This window comes from Deltaproteobacteria bacterium, from assembly GCA_016874775.1.
GTDB lineage: Bacteria > Desulfobacterota > Binatia > Bin18 > Bin18 > VGTJ01.
The window spans coordinates 1-19,818 of record VGTJ01000046.1 but is presented as its reverse complement, the minus strand read 5'-3'; the positions used below and the strand labels follow the sequence as shown (position 1 = coordinate 19,818).

Sequence of the window (19,818 nt, the reverse complement as noted above, 5' to 3'; positions counted from 1 at the left end):
AGGATGCCTATAGAAATAGAGAAAAGAGTGGAACTAAGGAGGACTCAATGAAAGTCTACGAAATTCGCGAACCTTCTGGCATTGATAATTTGAAACTTGCTGACCGTCCTGACCCAACTCCCGGACATGGACAAATCGTCGTGCGGGTGAAAGCCTCGTCCCTCAACTATCGTGACTACATGACGGTCAAAAACGGCGGCGCCATGGGTATCCAAACGCCACGGATTCCCTGCTCTGATGGTGCGGGTGAAGTGATCAAAGTCGGGCCAGGTGTCACGCGCTGCAAGGTCGGTGACCGGGTTGCTAGCATTTTCTTCCAGAACTGGCTGGCTGGGGATATCCAAGCTCATCACTTTTCCTCTGCGCTCGGCGGCCCGATTGATGGCATGCTCGCCGAACAAGTGGTGTTGAGTGAAGAAGGAGTGGTGCGCATTCCTGACTACATGACCTACGAAGACGCAGCCACCCTTCCCTGTGCAGCAGTCACAGCATGGCAAGACTTATTCCCGAAGGGTCCAATTAAAGCAGGCGATACGGTTCTGGTCCAAGGCACCGGTGGTGTATCGATTTTCACCTTGCAGTTCTCAGTCATGGCTGGCGCGCGAGTGATTATCACATCGAGTAGCGACGAGAAGCTCGCACGAGCCAAAGAACTTGGCGCTTGGGCAACGATCAATTACAAAACTACGCCTGACTGGGATAAAGAAGTGTTACGCCTCACAGATGGTGCTGGCGTTGATCATATTTCTGAAGTCGGTGGTCCGGGGACGTTAGAAAAGTCGTTCCGTGCCGTCCGGGTCGGCGGCTCAATCGGCCTGATTGGCGTGCTCACTGGTTTCAGCGGACAGATTGATCCCATGCCGGTGTTACGCAAAGGCATTCGCTTTCAAGGCGTCTATGTCGGCTCACGCGAAATGTTCGACGATATGAATCGCGCCATGGCGATCCACAAGACCAAGCCAGTGATCGATCGTGTGTATCCGTTCAAAGAAGCCCGCGAGGCAATCAAACTCATGGAAAGTGCCGCACACTTTGGCAAGATTGTGATTGCCATCTAATCTTCGCAAGGGGCGTAGCATGCTACGCCCTTCCGACTTGCCCTGCATACCCAATTCCCTTACAGTTTTGTTGATGAGAGCAGATTCTTCTTCAGCCCACAGTACGCAAAAGCCGCGCTTTCTGTGGGACTACGATTTGGACGAAGCTCAAGTCCGGGAGATCCTCGCGCAAGAGGCGCTTTCGCCTTTGAAACGCTGGCTGATCGAGAGGATTCTCAGCGAATGTCGCTTTGACGAGGTCTGTCAGTATCTCGACCTCAACACAATTCGCCAAAGCTTTGCACAACTCCGGCTCCCCTCAGAAATAAAGGCACGCTGGGAGTACGCACTCAAACGATGGACGACACAGTAAACACCGACATTCTTACCTCTTTGCAGCGGAATGTTTTGGTTGCACTTTTTAGCGATCCCTGGTTCCGTGAGCATTTTTATTTGACAGGCGGAACAGCTCTGGCCGCATTCTATCTCAAACATCGCTATTCCGATGATCTGGATTTCTTCACCCATCAAAATTCCCTCGATAGCATCCCGGAACTCATGCGCATGACCGCAGACCGCCTGGGCCTCAGTGTCATAGCGTTACAAAGAAGCCCAGGGTTTCTTCGCTACGAACTCAACGGAGAACTCAAAGTGGATTTCGTGGTCGATGTCTCTTTTCGTGTCGGTGAACCAGCATCCATCGATGCGTTGATGATTGATTCGATGAACAACATCGCTGTCAATAAAGTGTGCGCCATCTTGGGACGGCTTGACGCCAAAGACTACGTCGACCTTTTCTTCATTCAGAAGGAGCATCAGTTCGATATTTTCGAACTCCTCCGCCTGGGTCAGCAAAAAGATACGGGCTTGGACCCGTTTGTCTGGGCTTCACTCATTGCCGAGGTCGCGCAGCTCGCAATTTTGCCACGGATGATCCGTACAATTTCACTGGAAGAGTTGATCAGCTTCTCTTTAAAACTTCGTGACGACATACTTGACCGTATAAAGCCCACTCACTAATTGTTCATGGCTCCCCTACTCTCTATCAGGGCGAAATTCATTCAAGCTGGCTTGAGGTAATCGCCTCTTCAATGAGCGAGTTCTGGATGTAGCGACCTCTTGTCTGCGGGTTAGCAATCTGACCATCGACAGAGATGTGTCCACTCGCGTCTCGATCGATCTCATGCAACATTTCCAGCACCGGATCGGCGAGCGTGTAGAAAAAAGCGCGCCCGTTCTTATCCTTAAACAAGGGCACTTCTCGGCGAGACGAATAGCGGGCGAATTTTACGCCAGCCCACCACTCATCCGAAGAGAGCCCTTCTGGCGGTTGAATGTGTCGTAACGTGTCCCAATGGCGATATTTGCCGCTAGGCGCAGCACCGATGCGACGGGTAAGAACCTCGGCAAACCTTCGCGCATGAACTGGATCTTCAATGTTTTTGAAGACATCCGCCAATGTTGGCGGTCGAACGGGAATGTCCATACCTCGAAATACTAATTTACTCCTAATTTGTTTGCAATTAGTATTTCGAGGCGATTCCCTTTATTTTTCACATATCTACGGTCTCATCGTATACGCCCGCGGACCGCGATGGGTTTGCAGCTGAGGTTGGGTCAAGTCAATCCAATCACAGAGCGTCGGTCGGGTGTGGCGGGGGTCGATGAGGTCGGTTACTCCGAACGCCTCAGCTTTTGCATACGGATTGCGCTGGCTTGCTAAGCGTTCTTCGATCTCTCGTCGTTTGGCTTCAGGATCAGGTGCAGATTCGATCTCACGGCGGTAAGCAACCGCTACGCCACCTTCCAGTGGTAACGCGCCACTTTCCGCTGAGGGCCAGGCAAACACCATACCCCCAGGACCAAAATGCGCAGCACCAGCAACGCCATAGACTTTGCGTACGATCACTGATGCCCACGGCACCGTGGATTGCATCACGGCAAAGAGCGTCGCTGTACCGTGACGAATGGTCGCGGTTTGCTCAGCCTCAGGACCAATCATGAAGCCAGGCTCATCAACGAAGCAAACAATCGGGAGGTGGAAGGTATCGCACAGGTCAATAAAACGTCGCACTTTCTGTGCACCATCAGCGGTCATCGACCCCGCATACCACGCAGGATCATTGGCCCAGATGCCCACCGCATGGCCATTGAGTCGGGCTAGGCCTGTAATCTGCGACGGCCCATACAAAGCGGCCAATTCAAAGAAGGAATCCCGATCGACTACATATTCAATAAGTCGACGCATGGCATAGGCACGACGACGATTGCGGGGGATAATTGATAATAGTTCTGGTGCTTGCCGATCACGGCTATCATCACTGAGTGTTATCGGTGCTGCCTCCCACACATTAGTCGGCAGATAACTCAGGAAGCGGCGAATCTGCACGAACACACCCCCCTCATCATCAGCGACATTGTCAACAACGCCACTGCGCAAATGAACGTCTGGTCCGCCCAGTTCCTCTTTGGTCGGACGTCGGCCAAACGCACGCTCCACTAACGCCGGACCGCCAATCATCACTTGCGAGGTGTGTTTGGTCATGATGGAGAAATGCGAGGCAACCAACCGTGCCGCGGGCAAACCAGCGACAGCGCCCATCGCGGCTGACACAACTGGCACGGTTCCCATGACTTGCATGATCGACATGAAGCGCGGCGGGGCATTCACGGCCTCACCGCCACCACCACTTTTGCCATCGCCACGTGGAACACTGCCGCCACCACCTTCGAGGAAGCGAATCAACGGTAGGCGATATCGCAACGCCATTTCTTCAGCAAACACACTCTTGCGTAATCCGGCAGGCGACGGCGATCCACCACGGACAGTGAAATCCTCGCCACCAACCACACACAATCGCCCATCGATCTTGCCAACACCTAACACATAGTTCGCTGGCGTAAAGGTGTGGATTTGCCCCTGCTCATCGATGTCTGCATGTCCAGCAATGGGCCCCTGTTCGCGGAAGGAAGCCGCATCGATAAGTCCAACAACACGCTCACGGATAGTGAGGCGACCTTGCTCATGCTGACGCGTCACCGCCTCAGCGCCGCCGTGCTCCTGCGCAAGCTGCTTGCGTCGCTCGATACCATCGATTTCGCGCTGCCAACTCATGAAAGCAAATGAAAAATGAAGAATGCAAAATTAAAAATGGAAAACGGAAAAAGAAGTATTCATCCTATCGTTATCTTCATTTTACATTTTGCATTTTTAATTTTGCATTAGCGGAAGCTTAATCCGCTCCGTTCGGGTTGTCGATGATAAACTTCCACGTTCCATCAGACTGGCGACGGACGACTTCAATGCCATTGCCTGACATCGCCACTGGTTTGCCATCGGCTCCAGTACCATTCACATTCCACTTCGAGCGGAGGACAGCAATATCTCCATTCTCCACCGCGTTCACACTAATAGTGAATTTGGGCTTAATGGCAAGAAACCCTTGCATCGATTCACGCACTCCAGCGTGTCCGGTGAGTATCTTTCCTGGTGCGGCAACAAAAGTGGCCGTGGGTTCGTATAAGGCGACCGCGGCTTCCAAATCTCCACGGTTCAGCGCCTCACAAAGCAACGTGTCACACTCTTCAGGTTTGCGTGCTGGCATGGCCCACCTCCTTCTGTACAGTTAGGTGGGAGCATAATCAGCCCTCTTGCCATTGTCTATGGAGGGCCTTCATTCACTGTGGTGGGTAAAAAAGAAGGCGGGGGACGGCGAAAATTGTAAACACTCTACATGATGGGGACAACCATCATTGCGTGGTCATGCCTTCTTGGCACGATTACGCAGGATCCCAAGGCAGAACAGTCCAGAACCGAGCAGCAGCATATACAGAGGCTCCGGCAGGGAATTGACCGTCCATGATGCGGTCGCTGGTGCAGGTATCCGTTCCCGTCTCAGTGACGAGGTACGGTGTACTCTGGCCGTACTTACTCTAGGTGGTGTTTCGACCAATGGCGGAGTGGTGGTTCGCGATAGAGCGGGCGTGTGCTGACAACAAAGCGAAGGAACTCCCCAAATCGGCTCCCACAGGCTAGCCGACTCAGGATCTTCAACCTGGGGAACAGAAACATCTTCCGGCGGCTGACTCGCACGTAGCAGGTTCGCGGAACTGGCAAGATCGGACAACAGCAAATTGCCAATCGTTTCGGGATACCGTTTCCCCACCATGCAACATCATTCCCTAACCAGGCGGTAAAGGAACGGGCCATGCGATTTTCGAATCCGAACGTTCCAATTCCTGGGTAGGCCGACGCATCGAGACGACAACAAGGAAAGATTTCTTCGACCCCTTCCTCTATCGTTCGTGGCTCTGGCTCCGGCACGGTGGTCGTTTGTAGAGCAGCCCCCTCGCGTGCGCTCAGTAGCAGGATGACAAACACTAACATGAAATAAGAAGAAGTTTTGGCCCAAGTCCGGTACATATTCATCGCTATCATCCTCTGCTTCGTGACAGTCGATTCTATCACAACAGCGACGCTTGCCGTGAAACAATTGATTTTGTTTCGGAGTCCCAAATGCTGAGTCTCTTTGGTCCGTGATATGCCCCGAGAAAGTACGCAGATGAAACCTTACTACAAGCCGTCTGCAACAGGCAAGGGAAAAATCCGCAAAAATTACCGGCAAAAGATGGATTTTTCAGTAGGGATAGCGGGCGAGGACCTTCTCTCCTCACCGATATATCACTCTCTGTTTCTCATTGAGATGCTCATGACGTTTGGTTCCGCCCCCGTTGCTGTACGGCCACTCGGCGTGCCGCGAATTCCTCAGGATTGAGGGTACGGCTGTGAGATCGCCAGGCTTCATATTCAATCTGCATGCCCTCGCTAAAGGTTTGCGCATACCCGTCATCAATAACTCGCTTCAAGTTTCGCACCATCTCCGGTACACACGAAAGAATATCCATTGCCAATTGCCGACAGGTCGGAAGCAAGTCTTCAGGAGCAACGACACGATTCACCAATCCCCAGGCTCCAGCCTTCTCGGCCAACAGGAAGTTTCCGGTCAGCGACAATTCTTTCGCACGGTAGATACCAATAAGGCGGGACAGTTTTTGGCTTAACCCCCAGCCTGGCATCGCGCCCACGCGAGCGTGCGTGTCAGCAAACCGCGCAGCGCTCGACGCTACCAAAATGTCGCACGCCAGAGCAAGTTCAAAACCACCAGTAATTGCCACACCGTTAATCGCGCCAATAATTGGGCGATCAAATTGAGCCATTGCCTGAATGATGTCATTGTCCCCACCGACCGCTCCACGCGCTCCCACCGCGGGGAGCCCGGTTTGTCCAAGCTCTTTGAGATCGAGACCTGCACAGAAGGCTTTACCTGCGCCAGTCAAAATCACAACGCGCACGTCTGCATCGGCTTGTAACTCATGGAACGTCTGGACGATGGCTTGTCGGAGTTCATGTGACAGCGCATTCATCGCATGCGGACGGTTCAATGTGAGGGTCACCATACCGGCGTCTCTTTCGCTTAATAGTACTGACTCTGTCATAGATAATATCCTTTACCGATCCACCCGTTCTTCACTAAAGACCAACTGCCCTGCTTTCTCTTGTGCGTTAATCCGCGCACGCAGATCCGCAGGTAACTCAATGTTCCGCTCATCAGGGAAACGGCCTTCGAGCAACGCCGGGCGTAAGAAAAACTCTTCTGGCGTACTCACATCTGCCTGACTTTTCACGCCACCAATGAACCACACGCGCCGCAGAAAGTCTGGATTGAAATACGACTTGCGATCGTCGTCGGTCCATTCTCGTAACTGATGGCCATCATGGGTTGAATACGTCATCAAATCAGTCGTGACATCCCAGTACAAATCCATTTGCATGCCGTACCCTTGCTCTTTCAGTGCGGGATTACGAAACTCCGCCACGCGCGTTTCAATGAAGATGAGTTTCCCTTCACGATCGTACTCTTCAATCCGCAACGGATAGAATGCCTGTTGATCAAGCCAATAGAGAATTCGCGGCGCGTAGTATCCAGGGAGCCAGTCTTCTCGCACCTTCGCTTCGACAACATAGCACGGCACCCCACCATCGGCGGTGTAACCGGTATACCCTTTCCCCATCGGCCTGATCTCACTCACTGGGGTATCGTGTAACTGCCCGTTTGCGTCGGTAAGCGTGATCGACTTCCTCATCTTAGGAAACCGTAGCGTCTGATGAAGCACGTCGGTGCCAATAATACGCCATGACCACTCCCAGGCATCTCGGCCAAACGTGTCATCAAACGTAAATGCCTGATTCGGGAAACGGTCACTGCGACGGGGTTGTGGCTGTCGTCGGACACGCCTGAGCCCGTTGGTGTACACGAACATGTCAATCTTCTTGGTGAACGTCTTATCGGTGCGATAACGCGAGAACAGCGACTGATTGCCATACTTCTCGGCTGGAGCGATGTCTTGCGACAGTGAGGTCACAAAGCTGTCGCCAGGAGCGGTATCGTAGATCTCGGTCTTTAATCCTTCTGTGCCGTGGTATGCGACCAACCCCACAGTCTTACTTTGAACGATAAGGTGTCCCCAATGGTCGATGGTCGCTCCAGCATCGGCATAGACACAGGACCAGCGCGGTTGGTGAGGAAACTCCATCGAGCGAAAGCCCATTTCTTCAGCGGTGTACGGTGGGGCAAACGGATAGGGCTCGGCTGGCAGATACGGAAACTGAGAGTGACGTGGCGTATCAGTCGACAGGTCGATACGCTCTCGCTCTTGAGGTGATAGCTCGGCAACGGTCTTCCACGTCCTGCCATCGCGAGAAGGGTTTTGCGCCCAAGCGAGCGTAGGTTGATATCCCAGCGTTAGGCATGTCACAACAACGATCAGTCGCACGAGCATATCCCCTCCTCTGCTGGACGTGCTGCGCCGGTTATAGATGAAGGAGGCAAGGGAAGCAAAGAGGGACAGAAAGAAACGAGCAGAGGTCAAACACCCCGTTCGTGCTGAGTAAGTCGAAGCATGAACGGGGCAAGTACCCGCAAATCGTCTTAATTCAACTTGTACAACTGAGTTGCACTCTCAGCCAGCACTTTCCGACGATACTTCTCTGGCAGTTTATCAGCGATCATTTTGGGTGCACCAGGAAAAAAACCATCTGGATGCGGATAGTCAGTGGCCCAGAGGATCCGGTCTGGACCAAGATAATCCGCAAGCACGCCAAGACTTCCTTCTACGGGCTCGAAAGCGATCCAGCACTGGCGCTTGAAATATTCACTTGGCATCATCTTCAGCGTCGTGTCATTGAACACACCATGGTCATCAAAGTGCCGATCCATACGATCGAGCCACGGCGCAATCCATCCCCCACCAGATTCAAGAAATGCGAAACGGACTTTCGGAAAGCGTTCACATACGCCACCCCAAATCACGCTTAAGCTCGCGAGCATCATCTCGACGGTGTGCGACACAATGTGTTTCGCGCCTGGGCTCTCAAAGCGCTCAACACCTACAGCCGGCATGCCACCAGTGCCTTCATGAATACCAATGGCAAAGTCGAGATCCTGCGCCAGCGTCCAGAACGGGTCATACGACGGATCACTCAGCATGCGGTTGTTATACGGATTCGGTCGCAGGAAGCCGCTCCGCATGCCCAACTGGTTACGTGCATACTTCATCTCTTCAATGGCCAGATCAACCGATTGCATCGGCAGCATCGCCACCCCAAAGAGACGATCGGGATACGGTTTGCAATAGTCCGCCAGCCAGCGGTTGTAGGCACGGCACACCGCAGCGGCAAGTGGCGGGTCTTGGATTGCACCGGACAGCAGTCCTAGTGTGGGATAGAGAAATACTGCGTCGATCCCATCGAGGTCGAGATCAGGAATACGGGCATGGGGATCGAATCCACCTTTGCGGCCCTCGATATAGCGAATGTCCTGGCTTGTCACCCCCTGGCGAGCACCAATCGCACCGGCAAAGCCCAGCCCTTTCGCCCCACCAATCATCCTGCCTTCGATCAGCAAGCGCTCTTTACCGTCTTTATCCACTTTGAGTTGCGGTGCACGGTCACGAAATTGCGGATCAAGGTAATCGACGAAAAAATTCGGTGGCTCTAGTACATGGCCATCGGAATCAATGACGTTATATGCTCGGCCCATAACATCCTCCCTTTTTACTTGGTGTAGTTTTCTGTGTTGCGTCCTACCATACTTGGGCTCACAGAAACAAGCTTCAGCGTTCCCCACTCTTTCTATGCGTGCAACCTCTCCCGAATCGTTCGTCGGGCAGACCGGCTTGCGGCTCCGCTACGGTTCAGGAGAAAAGAACGGACGATCGAACTTCGTGCCCAGGCCTTCGAGTTGCGGCACTTGATCGAACCCGCCCTGTTTCAGCCGTTTCAGTGTCTGTTCGTGCAGTTTGCGGTAGGAAATATTCCCGCCAGCATTTTTCAGCGTTTCTACCAAACAATAAGTGAGAGCCCCATTGAAGGCTCCACCAATATGCGCATCGGCTGAGGTTTGCGTATCACGACAACCAGTGATCAACAATTCGGGGATCTTCACATTAACCACATCTTTCTTCTTGCGAGCAGTCGTGGTTGAAGCCCGCAGGCTCCCTTGTACCCGACCGCGCAACTTACGCCCCGATTCCGTCGCAACCAAATCCCAAGGACTCGGCAGGTACCGAGCAATACGCGGCGCATCAGGGGGCACGAGCACACGAGTAATCGAACCCGAATGGCAGCAATCCATGATGACCGTCAAGCTCACCCCTGCACGAAGACCATCCAACGTTGTGCGCAACCAGTCATCCAAAAATGGCTTCTTCCAATCCAAATCTGTCGGACAGAGAATTTCGTCTCGCCGGTCAGCTTCGTCGCCATTCGCATCAGGCACGTTTGAGCCGTGCCCAGAATAATGAAGCAACAGGACGTCCCCTTTGCGCGCATCGCGGATAAGCTTGCTGACAGCGGCCGCCATCGCTTTGCTGGTCGCGGCGAAGTCAGTCAACACGGCAATATCCTTGCTGGCGAAGCCATACATCTGGGTCAATACGGCCTGCATATTCTTCACGTCGTTGACGCACCCGCGCAGATCAGCGCCCGGAATCTTGTAACGATTAATACCAACAAGCAGTGCTTTTTTCCCCATAGTTTTCTCCCTTTTCTCTTGCGAGAGAGGAGAAGTTGTAGCAGAGGCGTGTTTGCGGTGTCCATGCGGGAAAACCCCGGTCTCCGCCGGTATAGAGTGCATGCGCAACTCATGACGAACTGCGTCTCGGAAACCACGGCAGAAACGCATTGGTCTGCAGAATGTAGTCACGATAGGCGGGGCGCCTCTCGGTGATCGTTTGTTCAAGCAGCGCCACACCCGAAATCTTCAGCAGCAGAACAGTCATCAGTACGGGGCTAAAAATTGTCCACAGGCTACCAGGAACCGCAAATGCCAAGAGAAAATGCCCCCACCACACCATTGCATCCCCAAAGTAGTTCGGATGCCGCGTATAGGCCCACAGCCCGGTATTCATGACGCGTCCGCGATTGGCAGGGTTGGCCTTGAAACGAGCAAGTTGCCAATCACCAACGGTCTCAAAAAAGAAGCCGATACTCCAACACAACAACCCCAGCACATCGGTCCAGCGCCACAACGGAGGGCCAACATTGAGTTGCACGACCGCCAGCGGCATGACAATCAGCCACAGCAAAACCCCTTGGAGAAAGAAAATGGTAAAGAGGCTCATCCACCAGAAGTTGGCTCCGCGATAGCTTCGCATCACTTGGTAACGTGCATCCTCCTCGTGTCCCCAGTTGCGCCAGAGCAAATGCAGCGCGAGGCGGAATCCCCATATGGTCACTACGATCAACAACACCCAATGACGATCGGTGAGTTCTGGTCCGAGCGAGCGATAGAACCAGCTGAGTATCACGAAGCCGAGGCCCCAGAAAATATCGACAATACTGACGTCGCGTTTGACGAGACTCAGCAGCCACACCAAAGTTACGGCGACCAAAATCACGGCAAGACCCGGTAACAGTGACGAAAAGAATGCACTCACCTGTCCCCCCTATTTGTTGGCTTGCGGGTTATAAAGCACTTGTTTACCAAAAGGTATCCATCAAGACGATTCCTCTTTTGACGGCGCGCGCATTATGCTATGCCGCGCGTAGGAGAGAGCAAAGGTCAACCCAAAAGGAGGGCTACCCTATGCCGCTGTATCTTGATGAAATTTGGTTGAACGTCTCACCACCGAAAAATGCCAAGAAAATACAGGCCATGTTCAAGGACGTACTCTCGGGTAAGAGTGGATTTCCACCGGGAGTGACGCTGAAGGCTGGCCCTTGGGCCTCTAACGAAGAACCGAAAATGATTCTGATCCTCGACATTCAGGATCACGCCAAGACTTTTGTGCCGTTCGCCACCTTGGTAGCGCAGGGTCTTATTCCCAAACGACGACTGACACCGATCGTTGAATGGAGTGCCGTAGACGAGGTCGTAAAGGGACTCTAGAAGAAATGCAAAATTAAAAATGCAAAATGGAGAGAGCAAACCGTTTCTTTCCTCTTTGCTCATTTTTAATTTTTAATTTTTCATTGATGAAATTGAAGCCTATGCTCTCTCCCACACCAGCTCGTTCGCTTTCTCTCACTGTGTACTGTGCGTCAAGCAAACGTGTCGCACGGAAATATCTTGACGTTGCAACCGACATGGGCCGCTTGATTGCTCAGCGCGGGCACACATTGGTCTACGGTGGCGGCAATATCGGTCTCATGGGTGCACTTGCGCAGTCCGCGCTGACCCACGGCGGCAAAGTTCGTGGGGTCATTCTCAGCGAGTTCATCGAGAAAGGATACGCCCAAGACGGCCACGAGATGCATTCGGTTGACGACATGCGCTCGCGGAAGCGTGGTCTCGACGAATTTGGCGATGCGTACATTGCGCTTCCCGGTGGCTTTGGCACGTTAGAAGAGATTCTTGAAATGATCTCCTTCAAGCAACTCGGGTTTCATCATAAGCCCATTGTCTTCGTGAATACCGATGGGTACTTTGACGGCCTGTTACAACAGTTCGCACGTGGGTTCGCCGAAGCCTTCATCCACGAACGATTTCGTGATGTGTACAGCGTCGTGGCCACAGCGGAGGAAGCGATTGCCACTGTCGAACGATAACTCATCAGTTGAGGAGGTTGTTATATGCCCCAGCCCCAAGCCGGGATTGTGCCAGCTCCAAGCCCCAATGCCCTCTTTCTTGTGTTGCGCGTCCGCGACCTTGCCACCAATGGCAAAGCCGTGGCCAAAGTCGCCGCAAGTACCCCTACCCTCACCACGAAAATCGCTGCGCTCGATCCACGGGCAAAACTTGTTTGCACGGTGAGTTTTGGTTCTCGGTTCTGGGAGACGATTTCACCCCAGAAACGCCCGGCAAAACTTCGCCCGTTCACCGCGATTACAAATGGCAGTCTCAGAGCGCCGAGCACTGGCGGTGATCTCCTGTTCCATATCCTTTCCAAGCGCCATGATCTCAACTTTGAACTCGCTATGCGTATGCGCGAGCAACTTGGCGACATGGTCGAAGTGATGGACGAAGTCCACGGTTTTCAATATCTCGACTCGCGAGATCTTACTGGCTTCATTGATGGCACCGAGAATCCGGCAGGCAACAAAGACCGCACTGAGGTTGCCCTGATTGGCAAAGAAGACGCCGCTTTCGCTGGAGGCAGTTATGTCTTCACTCAGCGCTATGTACATAACTTGAAGAAGTGGGCAACGACCCCACTCCAAGAGCAAGAAGGCGCGGTCGGACGTAAGAAAAAGGATAGCAAAGAATTGTCAGAGAAACGTAAACCTGCGACCGCCCACATCAGCCGTGTCGTCATGGAAGAGCGTGGCGAAGAACTCGAAATCGTTCGTCACAGCTTCCCGTACGGCACCGTATCAGAATCTGGCCTCTTTTTTATCGCCTACACGAGAAACCTCGACATCCCAGAAAAGATGTTGCAGCGTATGCTTGGCACTGCTGGTGATGGGTTACATGATCATTTGATGGATTTCACCCAAGCCGTGACTGGCGCAACATTTTTTGCCCCGTCAGTAGAAGTGCTGAAGTCGCTCGGCAAATGATCATCTTTGAGCTTCGCCAACGACCCTACCTTCAATGACGCGGTGTCTGTCTTGTCAAGAAATGGGGAAAGGGCTTTCTCGATCAAATTGTCCTCCTTTGTGGTAGGTTGAGCGGAAGACACCACGGCTTGAGCCGTGTTCGACACAACACCTGTCGCCTGCGGCTCCCAGCCTACGAATTCGTAATCGGGCGTGTTGCCAACGCGGCTGCGAAATTTCAGCGATACGTGTTTCTCGGTATCGACTGCAAGGTACCTGCCATCGCGCCCCACCATCCCGACGACAGCACGCGGCTACCATCGCTGGCAAAAAATAACCAGTCGCGCCTCCCACACCAGTGGTACACAAGCAGTTCGTTTACCCGCGAATCCTTCGCTTTGTTTACGTGGCTAAATTCCCAGTCGCGCCGCATGATCGTTTCATCGGGCGCCCCAAGCGGTCGAATACTGAATTTAGACGACATTAAGATGGAAGTGCACGTGAAAAAACCACCCTTATCGCCTTTAGAGATATGAATTCGAATCAGGAACAGAGCAAATCTCGCCGCTCTTAGCAGCTCCCTCACCTGCTAAAAACAGGTATTGTTTCCCGTAAGACTCGAATTCTTCACGCCACATTGACCTCCTGGGATGGGTACTCTATTCTTCCGCTCTGGGCATTTAAGGGTAAAGGACACCTGAGCTGAGTATCCCGTTTGTCACGACGCGACAGGGTTATTCCTAGCCTTTGCCAATATCACAAAGGAACTCTCATAGGAGGCTTGTAATGTCGTCTTTGACCCTTGGAGTACGTATCCTGGGCCGCAACTGTACGTTTTTGCGCAATTCACATGATGAGAAGGCTCCAACCCATTGGCATCCAAGTTGGAGTGGATCCCTTCGATATTTCCTTACTTTGGCGTTACTGCTGATTGCTTCCACAGCTTCAGCCAGCGAGAAAGACCTAATCTTACCCGATCTGTCCACTGCTGAGTTCTTCGGCATGAATGGCCATTCGTTCCTTATGCTTGGTTTGATTGTCTGCGTCGGCGGCCTGATTTTCGGACTGAAGATTTACAAAGAGTTAGAAAAGATGCCCGTGCATCGTTCGATGCATGAAATCTCAGAGCTGATCTACGAAACCTGCAAAACCTATCTCATTACCCAAGGAAAATTCATTCTTGTTCTTGAAGTGTTGATCGGCATCATTATGGTCATCTACTTCGGCTTCCTGGAACACAACCCGGCAAGCCAAGTGTTAATCATTCTCTTTTTCAGTCTCGTAGGGATCGCTGGAAGTTACGGTGTCGCCTGGTTTGGTATCCGTATCAATACCTTCGCCAATTCACGTACCGCCTTCGCCGCGCTTGCTGGCAAACCTTACCCTTGCTATTCCATTCCTCTCAAAGCCGGCATGAGCATCGGGATGCTGCTGATCAGCGTTGAGTTGTTGATCATGCTCTTCATCCTCCTGTTTATCCCTGGCGAATATGCCGGTTCGTGCTTTATCGGCTTTGCCATCGGCGAGTCGCTTGGTGCTTCGGCCTTGCGTATTGCCGGTGGGATCTTCACCAAAATCGCCGACATCGGTTCCGATCTGATGAAGATCGTCTTCAAGATTAAAGAGGACGATGCCCGTAACCCTGGTGTCATCGCCGACTGTACCGGAGATAACGCTGGCGATTCCGTCGGCCCCAGCGCCGATGGTTTTGAAACCTACGGCGTCACCGGGGTAGCGCTCATTTCGTTCATTCTCCTCGCTGTTGAAAGTGAATACCAAGTGCCGTTGTTGGTATGGATCTTCACCATGCGTATCGTCATGGTCATCGCGTCTGGGGCTTCATACATCCTCAATGAAATGGTGGCCAAAGGACGCTACGGCGATGCAGATCAAATGAACTTTGAAGCACCGCTAACACAACTTGTGTGGATCACGTCAATTGTCTCCGTCATTTTGACCTACGTCGTGTCGCTGGTCTTGATCGGTGATATGGGAGACGGCACCCTCTGGTGGAAACTTTCAACTATTATCACCTGCGGCACGCTGGCTGGGGCCATCATCCCGGAAGTGATTAAAATCTTTACCTCGACTGAATCTGGTCACGTGCGTGAAGTGGTGACCTCGTCCCGCGAGGGCGGAGCTTCACTCAATGTGCTAGCTGGCTTAACGGCGGGAAATTTTAGTGCGTACTGGATGGGGGTAGTGATCGTTAGCCTCATGGGGATCGCCTATCTGGTCAGCGGTATGGGACTCGGCGAACTGATGAAAAGTGAGTTCTCGATCAGCCCAGCGCCAGTCTTTGCCTTTGGCTTGGTTGCCTTCGGTTTTCTCGGTATGGGACCAGTGACCATCGCCGTCGATTCGTACGGACCAGTCACGGACAATGCCCAATCAGTGTATGAACTCTCACTGATCGAAAACATTCCGGATATTAAAGAAGAAGTGCGCCGTGACTTCGGCTTCTTCCCAGAATTCGAGAAAGCGAAACATTATCTCGAAGAAAACGACGGCGCAGGCAACACCTTCAAAGCAACGGCAAAACCAGTGCTGATTGGTACCGCCGTGGTCGGTGCCACCACGATGATCTTCTCCATCATCGTGCTGCTGACGGGCTTGAAAGCAGAGAACATGGCCTTCCTGTCGCTGTTACACGCGCCTTTCCTCCTCGGACTCATTAGCGGTGGAGGCGTGATTTTCTGGTTCGCCGGAGCTTCAACCCAAGCTGTCTCGACCGGAGCTTATCGCGCAGTCGAGTTTATTAAGAATAACATGAAGTTAGAAGGAGTTGAGAAAGCCTCGGTAGAAGACAGTAAAAAAGTCGTGGAGATTTGTACGCAATACGCGCAGGCTGGAATGATCAATATCTTCTTGACGATCTTCTTCAGTACCCTCGCCTTTGCCTGTCTGGAACCCTATTTCTTCATTGGCTACTTAGTGTCGATCGCGCTCTTTGGTCTCTTCCAAGCCATCTTCATGGCCAATGCCGGTGGCGCCTGGGATAACGCCAAGAAGATCGTCGAGGTCGAGCTGAAGGAAAAAGGCTCAGACCTCCATGCGGCCACTGTCATCGGTGACACCGTCGGCGACCCGTTCAAAGACACGTCGTCAGTGTCGATGAACCCGGTGATCAAGTTCACCACGCTCTTTGGCTTGCTCGCGGTTGAACTGGCAATCACGATGAGTGCCGGGACCGCGCATACGTTAGCCGGGTTGTTCTTTGCTATCTCACTCGTGTTCGTGTGGCGGTCGTTCTACGGCATGCGCATCGCGAGTTAATGACGAAATTGTCACAAGATGCGAGGGGCAGTATCTGCGCTCCCGCATCCTGCGTAAAGAGCGAAACTGAAAGGGGCGAATGGGAGAGCCGGCGATCACCCCCGCCACTCTTAATCGCCCATTCGCCCATTCGCCCATTCGCCCGCTCTCCCATTCGTTCTCTGTGTCCCCAGCTCTCCGCTTCCCCCCCCGCCTTCACCTCTTGTCCCCTTTTGTTAATTTCGCTAGATTCTGCCGGAAGTTCCTACCACCTTAAAGGAGGAAACTGGTGGCAAATACAAATTCTTCTGCGCCCGGAAAACGGGTAACGTACAAAACTCACTCAGGATTGAACCTTGTTGGCGACATGTATGGCGACTCTTCTCATCCGCCAATCCTGTTCTTACATGGCGGCGGACAGACACGGTTTGCGTGGGGCGGAACAGCTCGCACCCTGGCAGACCAAGGTTGGCACACGGTCACGTTAGATCTGCGTGGACACGGAGAGTCCGATTGGGCTCCTGACGGTAACTACGTGATTGACGAATATGTGGGCGATATCCGTTCCATATTGCCGCATTTCAAGCAAAAGCCGGTGTTCGTTGGTGCCTCCCTTGGCGGCATCACCTCACTTATCACTATTGGTGAATCAGCAGAACCGGTGGCCTCTGGTGTCGTGTTGGTTGATATTACGCCACGCACCGAGCCTGAAGGCGTTGACCGTATCCGCGCCTTTATGGGCGGTGCACCGAACGGATTCGCGAGTCTCGAAGAGGCCGCTGATGCAGTTGCGGCCTACATTCCGCATCGACCGCGTCCCAAAGATCTGAACGGTCTCGCCAAAAATCTCCGCTTAGGCGCCGATGGCCGTTATCGCTGGCACTGGGACCCGCAGATGATGAACCCGGCCCGGTTCCGTCGCGACCCGGAACGGTTACTCGCAGCCTCACGTGCACTCAAAGTGCCAACACTGCTTGTGCGTGGAAAGTTGAGTGATGTCATTAGTGATGAAACCGTCAAAGAGTTTCTCGACTGTGTTCCGCACGCCAAGTATGCCGATGTCGGAGGCGCTGGTCACATGGTCGCTGGTGACCAGAATGACGTCTTTAGTAAGGCAGTGATTGACTTCTTGATGGACGTAAAACCGAGCTAAGAGAAGTAGTCAGGAGAACAAGACTGTAAGCTACAGACCATAGGCTGTAGGGGTCAAAAATAGAGTACTGGGTAATCCTACATTTTCCCCTACAGCTGTCGCCGTTCTTCCTTTCTATAGCCTGCCTTCCTTCTACGTTTTTCACTGCGTCCTCAAGCCCACAGCGCCATTCTCCGCTTTTCCCCTTTCCACCCTACAGCCTGAAGCCTATCTCCTGTAGCCTTGTTCCAGACTGTCCCTCCATGTAGAGTCCTGCCCAGTCCGTCACAGCAAAAAAAGGGAGGGAACATGGCGTTGCCAGTTCGCTATCACATGATTGGGTTGCTCTTTATTGGCTCAGTCATCAATTATGTTGATCGCGTCAATATCTCTGTCGCTGCCCCGGTCATGATGAAAGACCTCGGCTGGAGCAAAGATCAGTTTGGCTGGGTGTTCTCAGCGTTTCTCATTGGCTACGCACTACTGCAGATTCCCGGCGGAGTGATTGCCGATCGTTGGAGCGGGCGCAAAGTTCTAGCGCTCGCCTTTTGTGGATTCTCTTTGTTTACGCTCCTGACGCCATGGGGAGCAAACGCATTCTTCTTGCTCTTGTCCGTGCGGTTTCTGGTCGGTGTCTTTGAGTCGATGAGTTTTCCCGCAACGGCCTCGATCAATTCGCGCTGGATTCCACGACCGGAATTCGGGCGCGCGCATACCTTCAGTATTTCAGGTATCAATGCTGGGCAGATGATCGCCTATCCGCTGACAACCTGGATCATCTTGCACTATGACTGGCAGACAGTTTTTTATGTGAATGCACTGTTCGGCCTCGTCTGGGCGGCCGTATGGCTGTGGTATGCGCACGATAGCCCAGCCGCACATCCACGTGTCACCCAAGAGGAACGTGAATACATTGAATCGCAAATTCCGCCACGGCCTAAAAACGCACTGCCACTCCGGTTGGTCTTTACCAATTTACCGGTACTCACGGCAGCATTCGGATATATGTGTTACGCCTATGTGGGTTGGATGTTTCTCTTTTGGATACCAACCTATCTCGTCGAAGCACGTGGCTATGCACTCGGTGTGATGGGCATGCTCGGTATTCCGCTGCAAGGGAGTGCTTTTATCGGTCTCGTCGGCGGTGGCATGTTAGGAGACTGGCTTCTCCGTCGCGGCTGGAGTCCGCAGTTCGTGCGAGCGCGTATGGGCGGAATCGGCCTAGCCCTGGCAATTCCGTTTCTTATCGCTGCGGCCCTTGTTCCTTCTTCTACCGTGTGTATCGCTTGTCTAATTCTCTTCTACGGACTCTTTCACTCGGCCCTCGCATGTTACTCGACTGTCGCCATCGAATTCAACCAACATCTTGCTGGTGCCATCTTTGGTCTGATCAATACACTTGGAACCTTTGCTGGTTTTCTCGGACCCATCACTGCGGGTTATATGCTCACTGGCAGCGACGGAAACTGGCTTATTCCGTTTTTTGTTGCCGCAGCCGTCGCAGCCGCTAGCTCGCTGGTCCTCCTTACCCTTCCCGTTCGACCGATTCAAGTCGAAGGCGTTTCACCGGCTGTTGTCCCAGTCGGAGGAATAGTGCATTGACCAGGCTTTTGTAGTACAGAGGCACTGACCGCGATTTTCCATCCAGTACAAACGTCGGAACCGCAATGGAGCAGCGGCTTTTGTACTGACCCCAAAGCCTCAGCCGCAACTCGGCGCGCGTTCCTGGAGCGCAATTGCGAAACCGGCCGTATGATCCTCGCCGCTCACTTCGCGACGCCAACGGTCGGAACTATCGTACCGAACGGAAATGCATTCCGGCTGAAAGTCTAACCGCTCCCTTCTCTACATTGTTCTGTGTCACAGAGGTGAGGATGGAACATGAACCATCCTCACCTCCCCCTCGGCAGTCATTAAGAATTTCTCCCGCTCACCGATAACCCAGCTAAGGCGATTCCCTGGCTTCTAGGAAAGTCGGAGAGAGGCGTATGAACCGCAAACTCAGTCTTCTTATTCTTTCTGGATTTCTCTGCGCTGCGGCTGCGTATTTGGTTTTGATCACTCCGAACAATCCCTTCACCAATCTCTTTCGCAGTAAGATCGCCGAAGCCTCTGACGACCCACAAATTGTTATCGGTCCCTATCCGGTCGAGAAGGATTTCTCCATCCTCAAACAGCAACAAGTCACAACCATCGTCAGTTTGCTAAGGCGGTGGCAGGAAACAACTTACCGCAATAGTGATTGACCGGAGTGGAGAGCCTCTGCACAAGAGCAGGGATGAGAGACGAGACCATTGTGTGCTGGCTTCGGTCTAAGTATCGAAGTCTGGTCGAAGAGCTGGATGAACGCGGGCGAC

At 52.9% G+C, this 19,818-nt stretch carries 19 protein-coding genes; 10 read left to right on the top strand and 9 right to left on the bottom strand.

Annotated elements, in window-relative coordinates:
• Positions 1–47 precede the first annotated feature (47 nt).
• The 3 genes from FJ147_10075 to FJ147_10065 all read left to right on the top strand — a co-directional run bounded on the left by FJ147_10075 (position 48) and on the right by FJ147_10065 (position 2,057).
• Positions 48–1,058 (top strand): NAD(P)-dependent alcohol dehydrogenase, encoded by a 1,011-nt coding sequence (locus tag FJ147_10075; protein MBM4256232.1) that lies wholly within the window; start codon positions 48–50, stop codon positions 1,056–1,058.
• A gap of 136 nt (positions 1,059–1,194) precedes the next feature.
• Positions 1,195–1,410 carry a hypothetical protein gene (locus FJ147_10070; GenBank protein ID MBM4256231.1) on the top strand — a complete coding sequence of 72 codons (216 nt, stop codon included), beginning with the start codon at positions 1,195–1,197 and terminating at the stop codon, positions 1,408–1,410.
• On the top strand, positions 1,395–2,057 hold the full coding sequence (locus FJ147_10065; protein ID MBM4256230.1) for a nucleotidyl transferase AbiEii/AbiGii toxin family protein: 663 nt from the start codon (positions 1,395–1,397) through the stop codon (positions 2,055–2,057). The genes FJ147_10070 and FJ147_10065 overlap by 16 nt, the downstream gene beginning before the upstream one ends.
• A gap of 37 nt (positions 2,058–2,094) precedes the next feature.
• On the opposite strand, the gene FJ147_10060 is transcribed toward FJ147_10065, so the two are convergent.
• The 9 genes from FJ147_10060 to FJ147_10020 all read right to left on the bottom strand — a co-directional run bounded on the left by FJ147_10060 (position 2,095) and on the right by FJ147_10020 (position 11,012).
• Positions 2,095–2,523 (bottom strand): hypothetical protein, encoded by a 429-nt coding sequence (locus FJ147_10060; GenBank protein MBM4256229.1) that lies wholly within the window; start codon positions 2,521–2,523, stop codon positions 2,095–2,097.
• 75 nt (positions 2,524–2,598) lie between these two features.
• Positions 2,599–4,152 (bottom strand): propionyl-CoA carboxylase, encoded by a 1,554-nt coding sequence (locus FJ147_10055; protein ID MBM4256228.1) that lies wholly within the window; start codon positions 4,150–4,152, stop codon positions 2,599–2,601.
• A 118-nt stretch (positions 4,153–4,270) separates the two neighbouring features.
• Positions 4,271–4,642, bottom strand: coding sequence for an SgcJ/EcaC family oxidoreductase (locus FJ147_10050; protein ID MBM4256227.1), 372 nt, complete (start codon positions 4,640–4,642; stop codon positions 4,271–4,273).
• A gap of 323 nt (positions 4,643–4,965) precedes the next feature.
• On the bottom strand, positions 4,966–5,466 hold the full coding sequence (locus FJ147_10045) for a hypothetical protein (GenBank protein ID MBM4256226.1): 501 nt from the start codon (positions 5,464–5,466) through the stop codon (positions 4,966–4,968).
• A gap of 278 nt (positions 5,467–5,744) precedes the next feature.
• Positions 5,745–6,533 (bottom strand): enoyl-CoA hydratase, encoded by a 789-nt coding sequence (locus FJ147_10040; GenBank protein MBM4256225.1) that lies wholly within the window; start codon positions 6,531–6,533, stop codon positions 5,745–5,747.
• Positions 6,534–6,545: 12 nt separating this feature from the next.
• Positions 6,546–7,877, bottom strand: a complete 1,332-nt coding sequence (locus FJ147_10035; protein MBM4256224.1) for an outer membrane lipoprotein-sorting protein — start codon at positions 7,875–7,877, stop codon at positions 6,546–6,548.
• Positions 7,878–8,026: 149 nt separating this feature from the next.
• On the bottom strand, positions 8,027–9,136 hold the full coding sequence (locus tag FJ147_10030) for an amidohydrolase (protein MBM4256223.1): 1,110 nt from the start codon (positions 9,134–9,136) through the stop codon (positions 8,027–8,029).
• 147 nt (positions 9,137–9,283) lie between these two features.
• Positions 9,284–10,129, bottom strand: coding sequence for a caspase family protein (locus tag FJ147_10025; protein MBM4256222.1), 846 nt, complete (start codon positions 10,127–10,129; stop codon positions 9,284–9,286).
• 109 nt (positions 10,130–10,238) lie between these two features.
• The gene (locus FJ147_10020) at positions 10,239–11,012 is read right to left on the bottom strand and encodes a DUF1295 domain-containing protein (GenBank protein MBM4256221.1); all 774 of its coding nucleotides are present in this window, start codon (positions 11,010–11,012) and stop codon (positions 10,239–10,241) included.
• 170 nt (positions 11,013–11,182) lie between these two features.
• Between FJ147_10020 and FJ147_10015 the strand changes: the two genes are divergently transcribed.
• From FJ147_10015 to FJ147_09985, 7 genes are all read left to right on the top strand, one after another.
• Entirely contained in the window at positions 11,183–11,485 is a 303-nt protein-coding gene (locus tag FJ147_10015; GenBank protein ID MBM4256220.1) for a hypothetical protein, read from the top strand.
• 26 nt (positions 11,486–11,511) lie between these two features.
• Positions 11,512–12,144 carry a TIGR00730 family Rossman fold protein gene (locus tag FJ147_10010; GenBank protein ID MBM4256219.1) on the top strand — a complete coding sequence of 211 codons (633 nt, stop codon included), beginning with the start codon at positions 11,512–11,514 and terminating at the stop codon, positions 12,142–12,144.
• 24 nt (positions 12,145–12,168) lie between these two features.
• Entirely contained in the window at positions 12,169–13,095 is a 927-nt protein-coding gene (locus tag FJ147_10005; protein ID MBM4256218.1) for a Dyp-type peroxidase, read from the top strand.
• A 765-nt stretch (positions 13,096–13,860) separates the two neighbouring features.
• Entirely contained in the window at positions 13,861–16,350 is a 2,490-nt protein-coding gene (locus FJ147_10000) for a sodium-translocating pyrophosphatase (protein ID MBM4256217.1), read from the top strand.
• Between the two features lie 346 nt (positions 16,351–16,696).
• Positions 16,697–17,482 carry an alpha/beta hydrolase gene (locus FJ147_09995; protein MBM4256216.1) on the top strand — a complete coding sequence of 262 codons (786 nt, stop codon included), beginning with the start codon at positions 16,697–16,699 and terminating at the stop codon, positions 17,480–17,482.
• A gap of 288 nt (positions 17,483–17,770) precedes the next feature.
• Entirely contained in the window at positions 17,771–19,063 is a 1,293-nt protein-coding gene (locus FJ147_09990; GenBank protein MBM4256215.1) for an MFS transporter, read from the top strand.
• Positions 19,064–19,449: 386 nt separating this feature from the next.
• Positions 19,450–19,707, top strand: a complete 258-nt coding sequence (locus FJ147_09985) for a hypothetical protein (GenBank protein ID MBM4256214.1) — start codon at positions 19,450–19,452, stop codon at positions 19,705–19,707.
• Positions 19,708–19,818 lie beyond the last annotated feature (111 nt).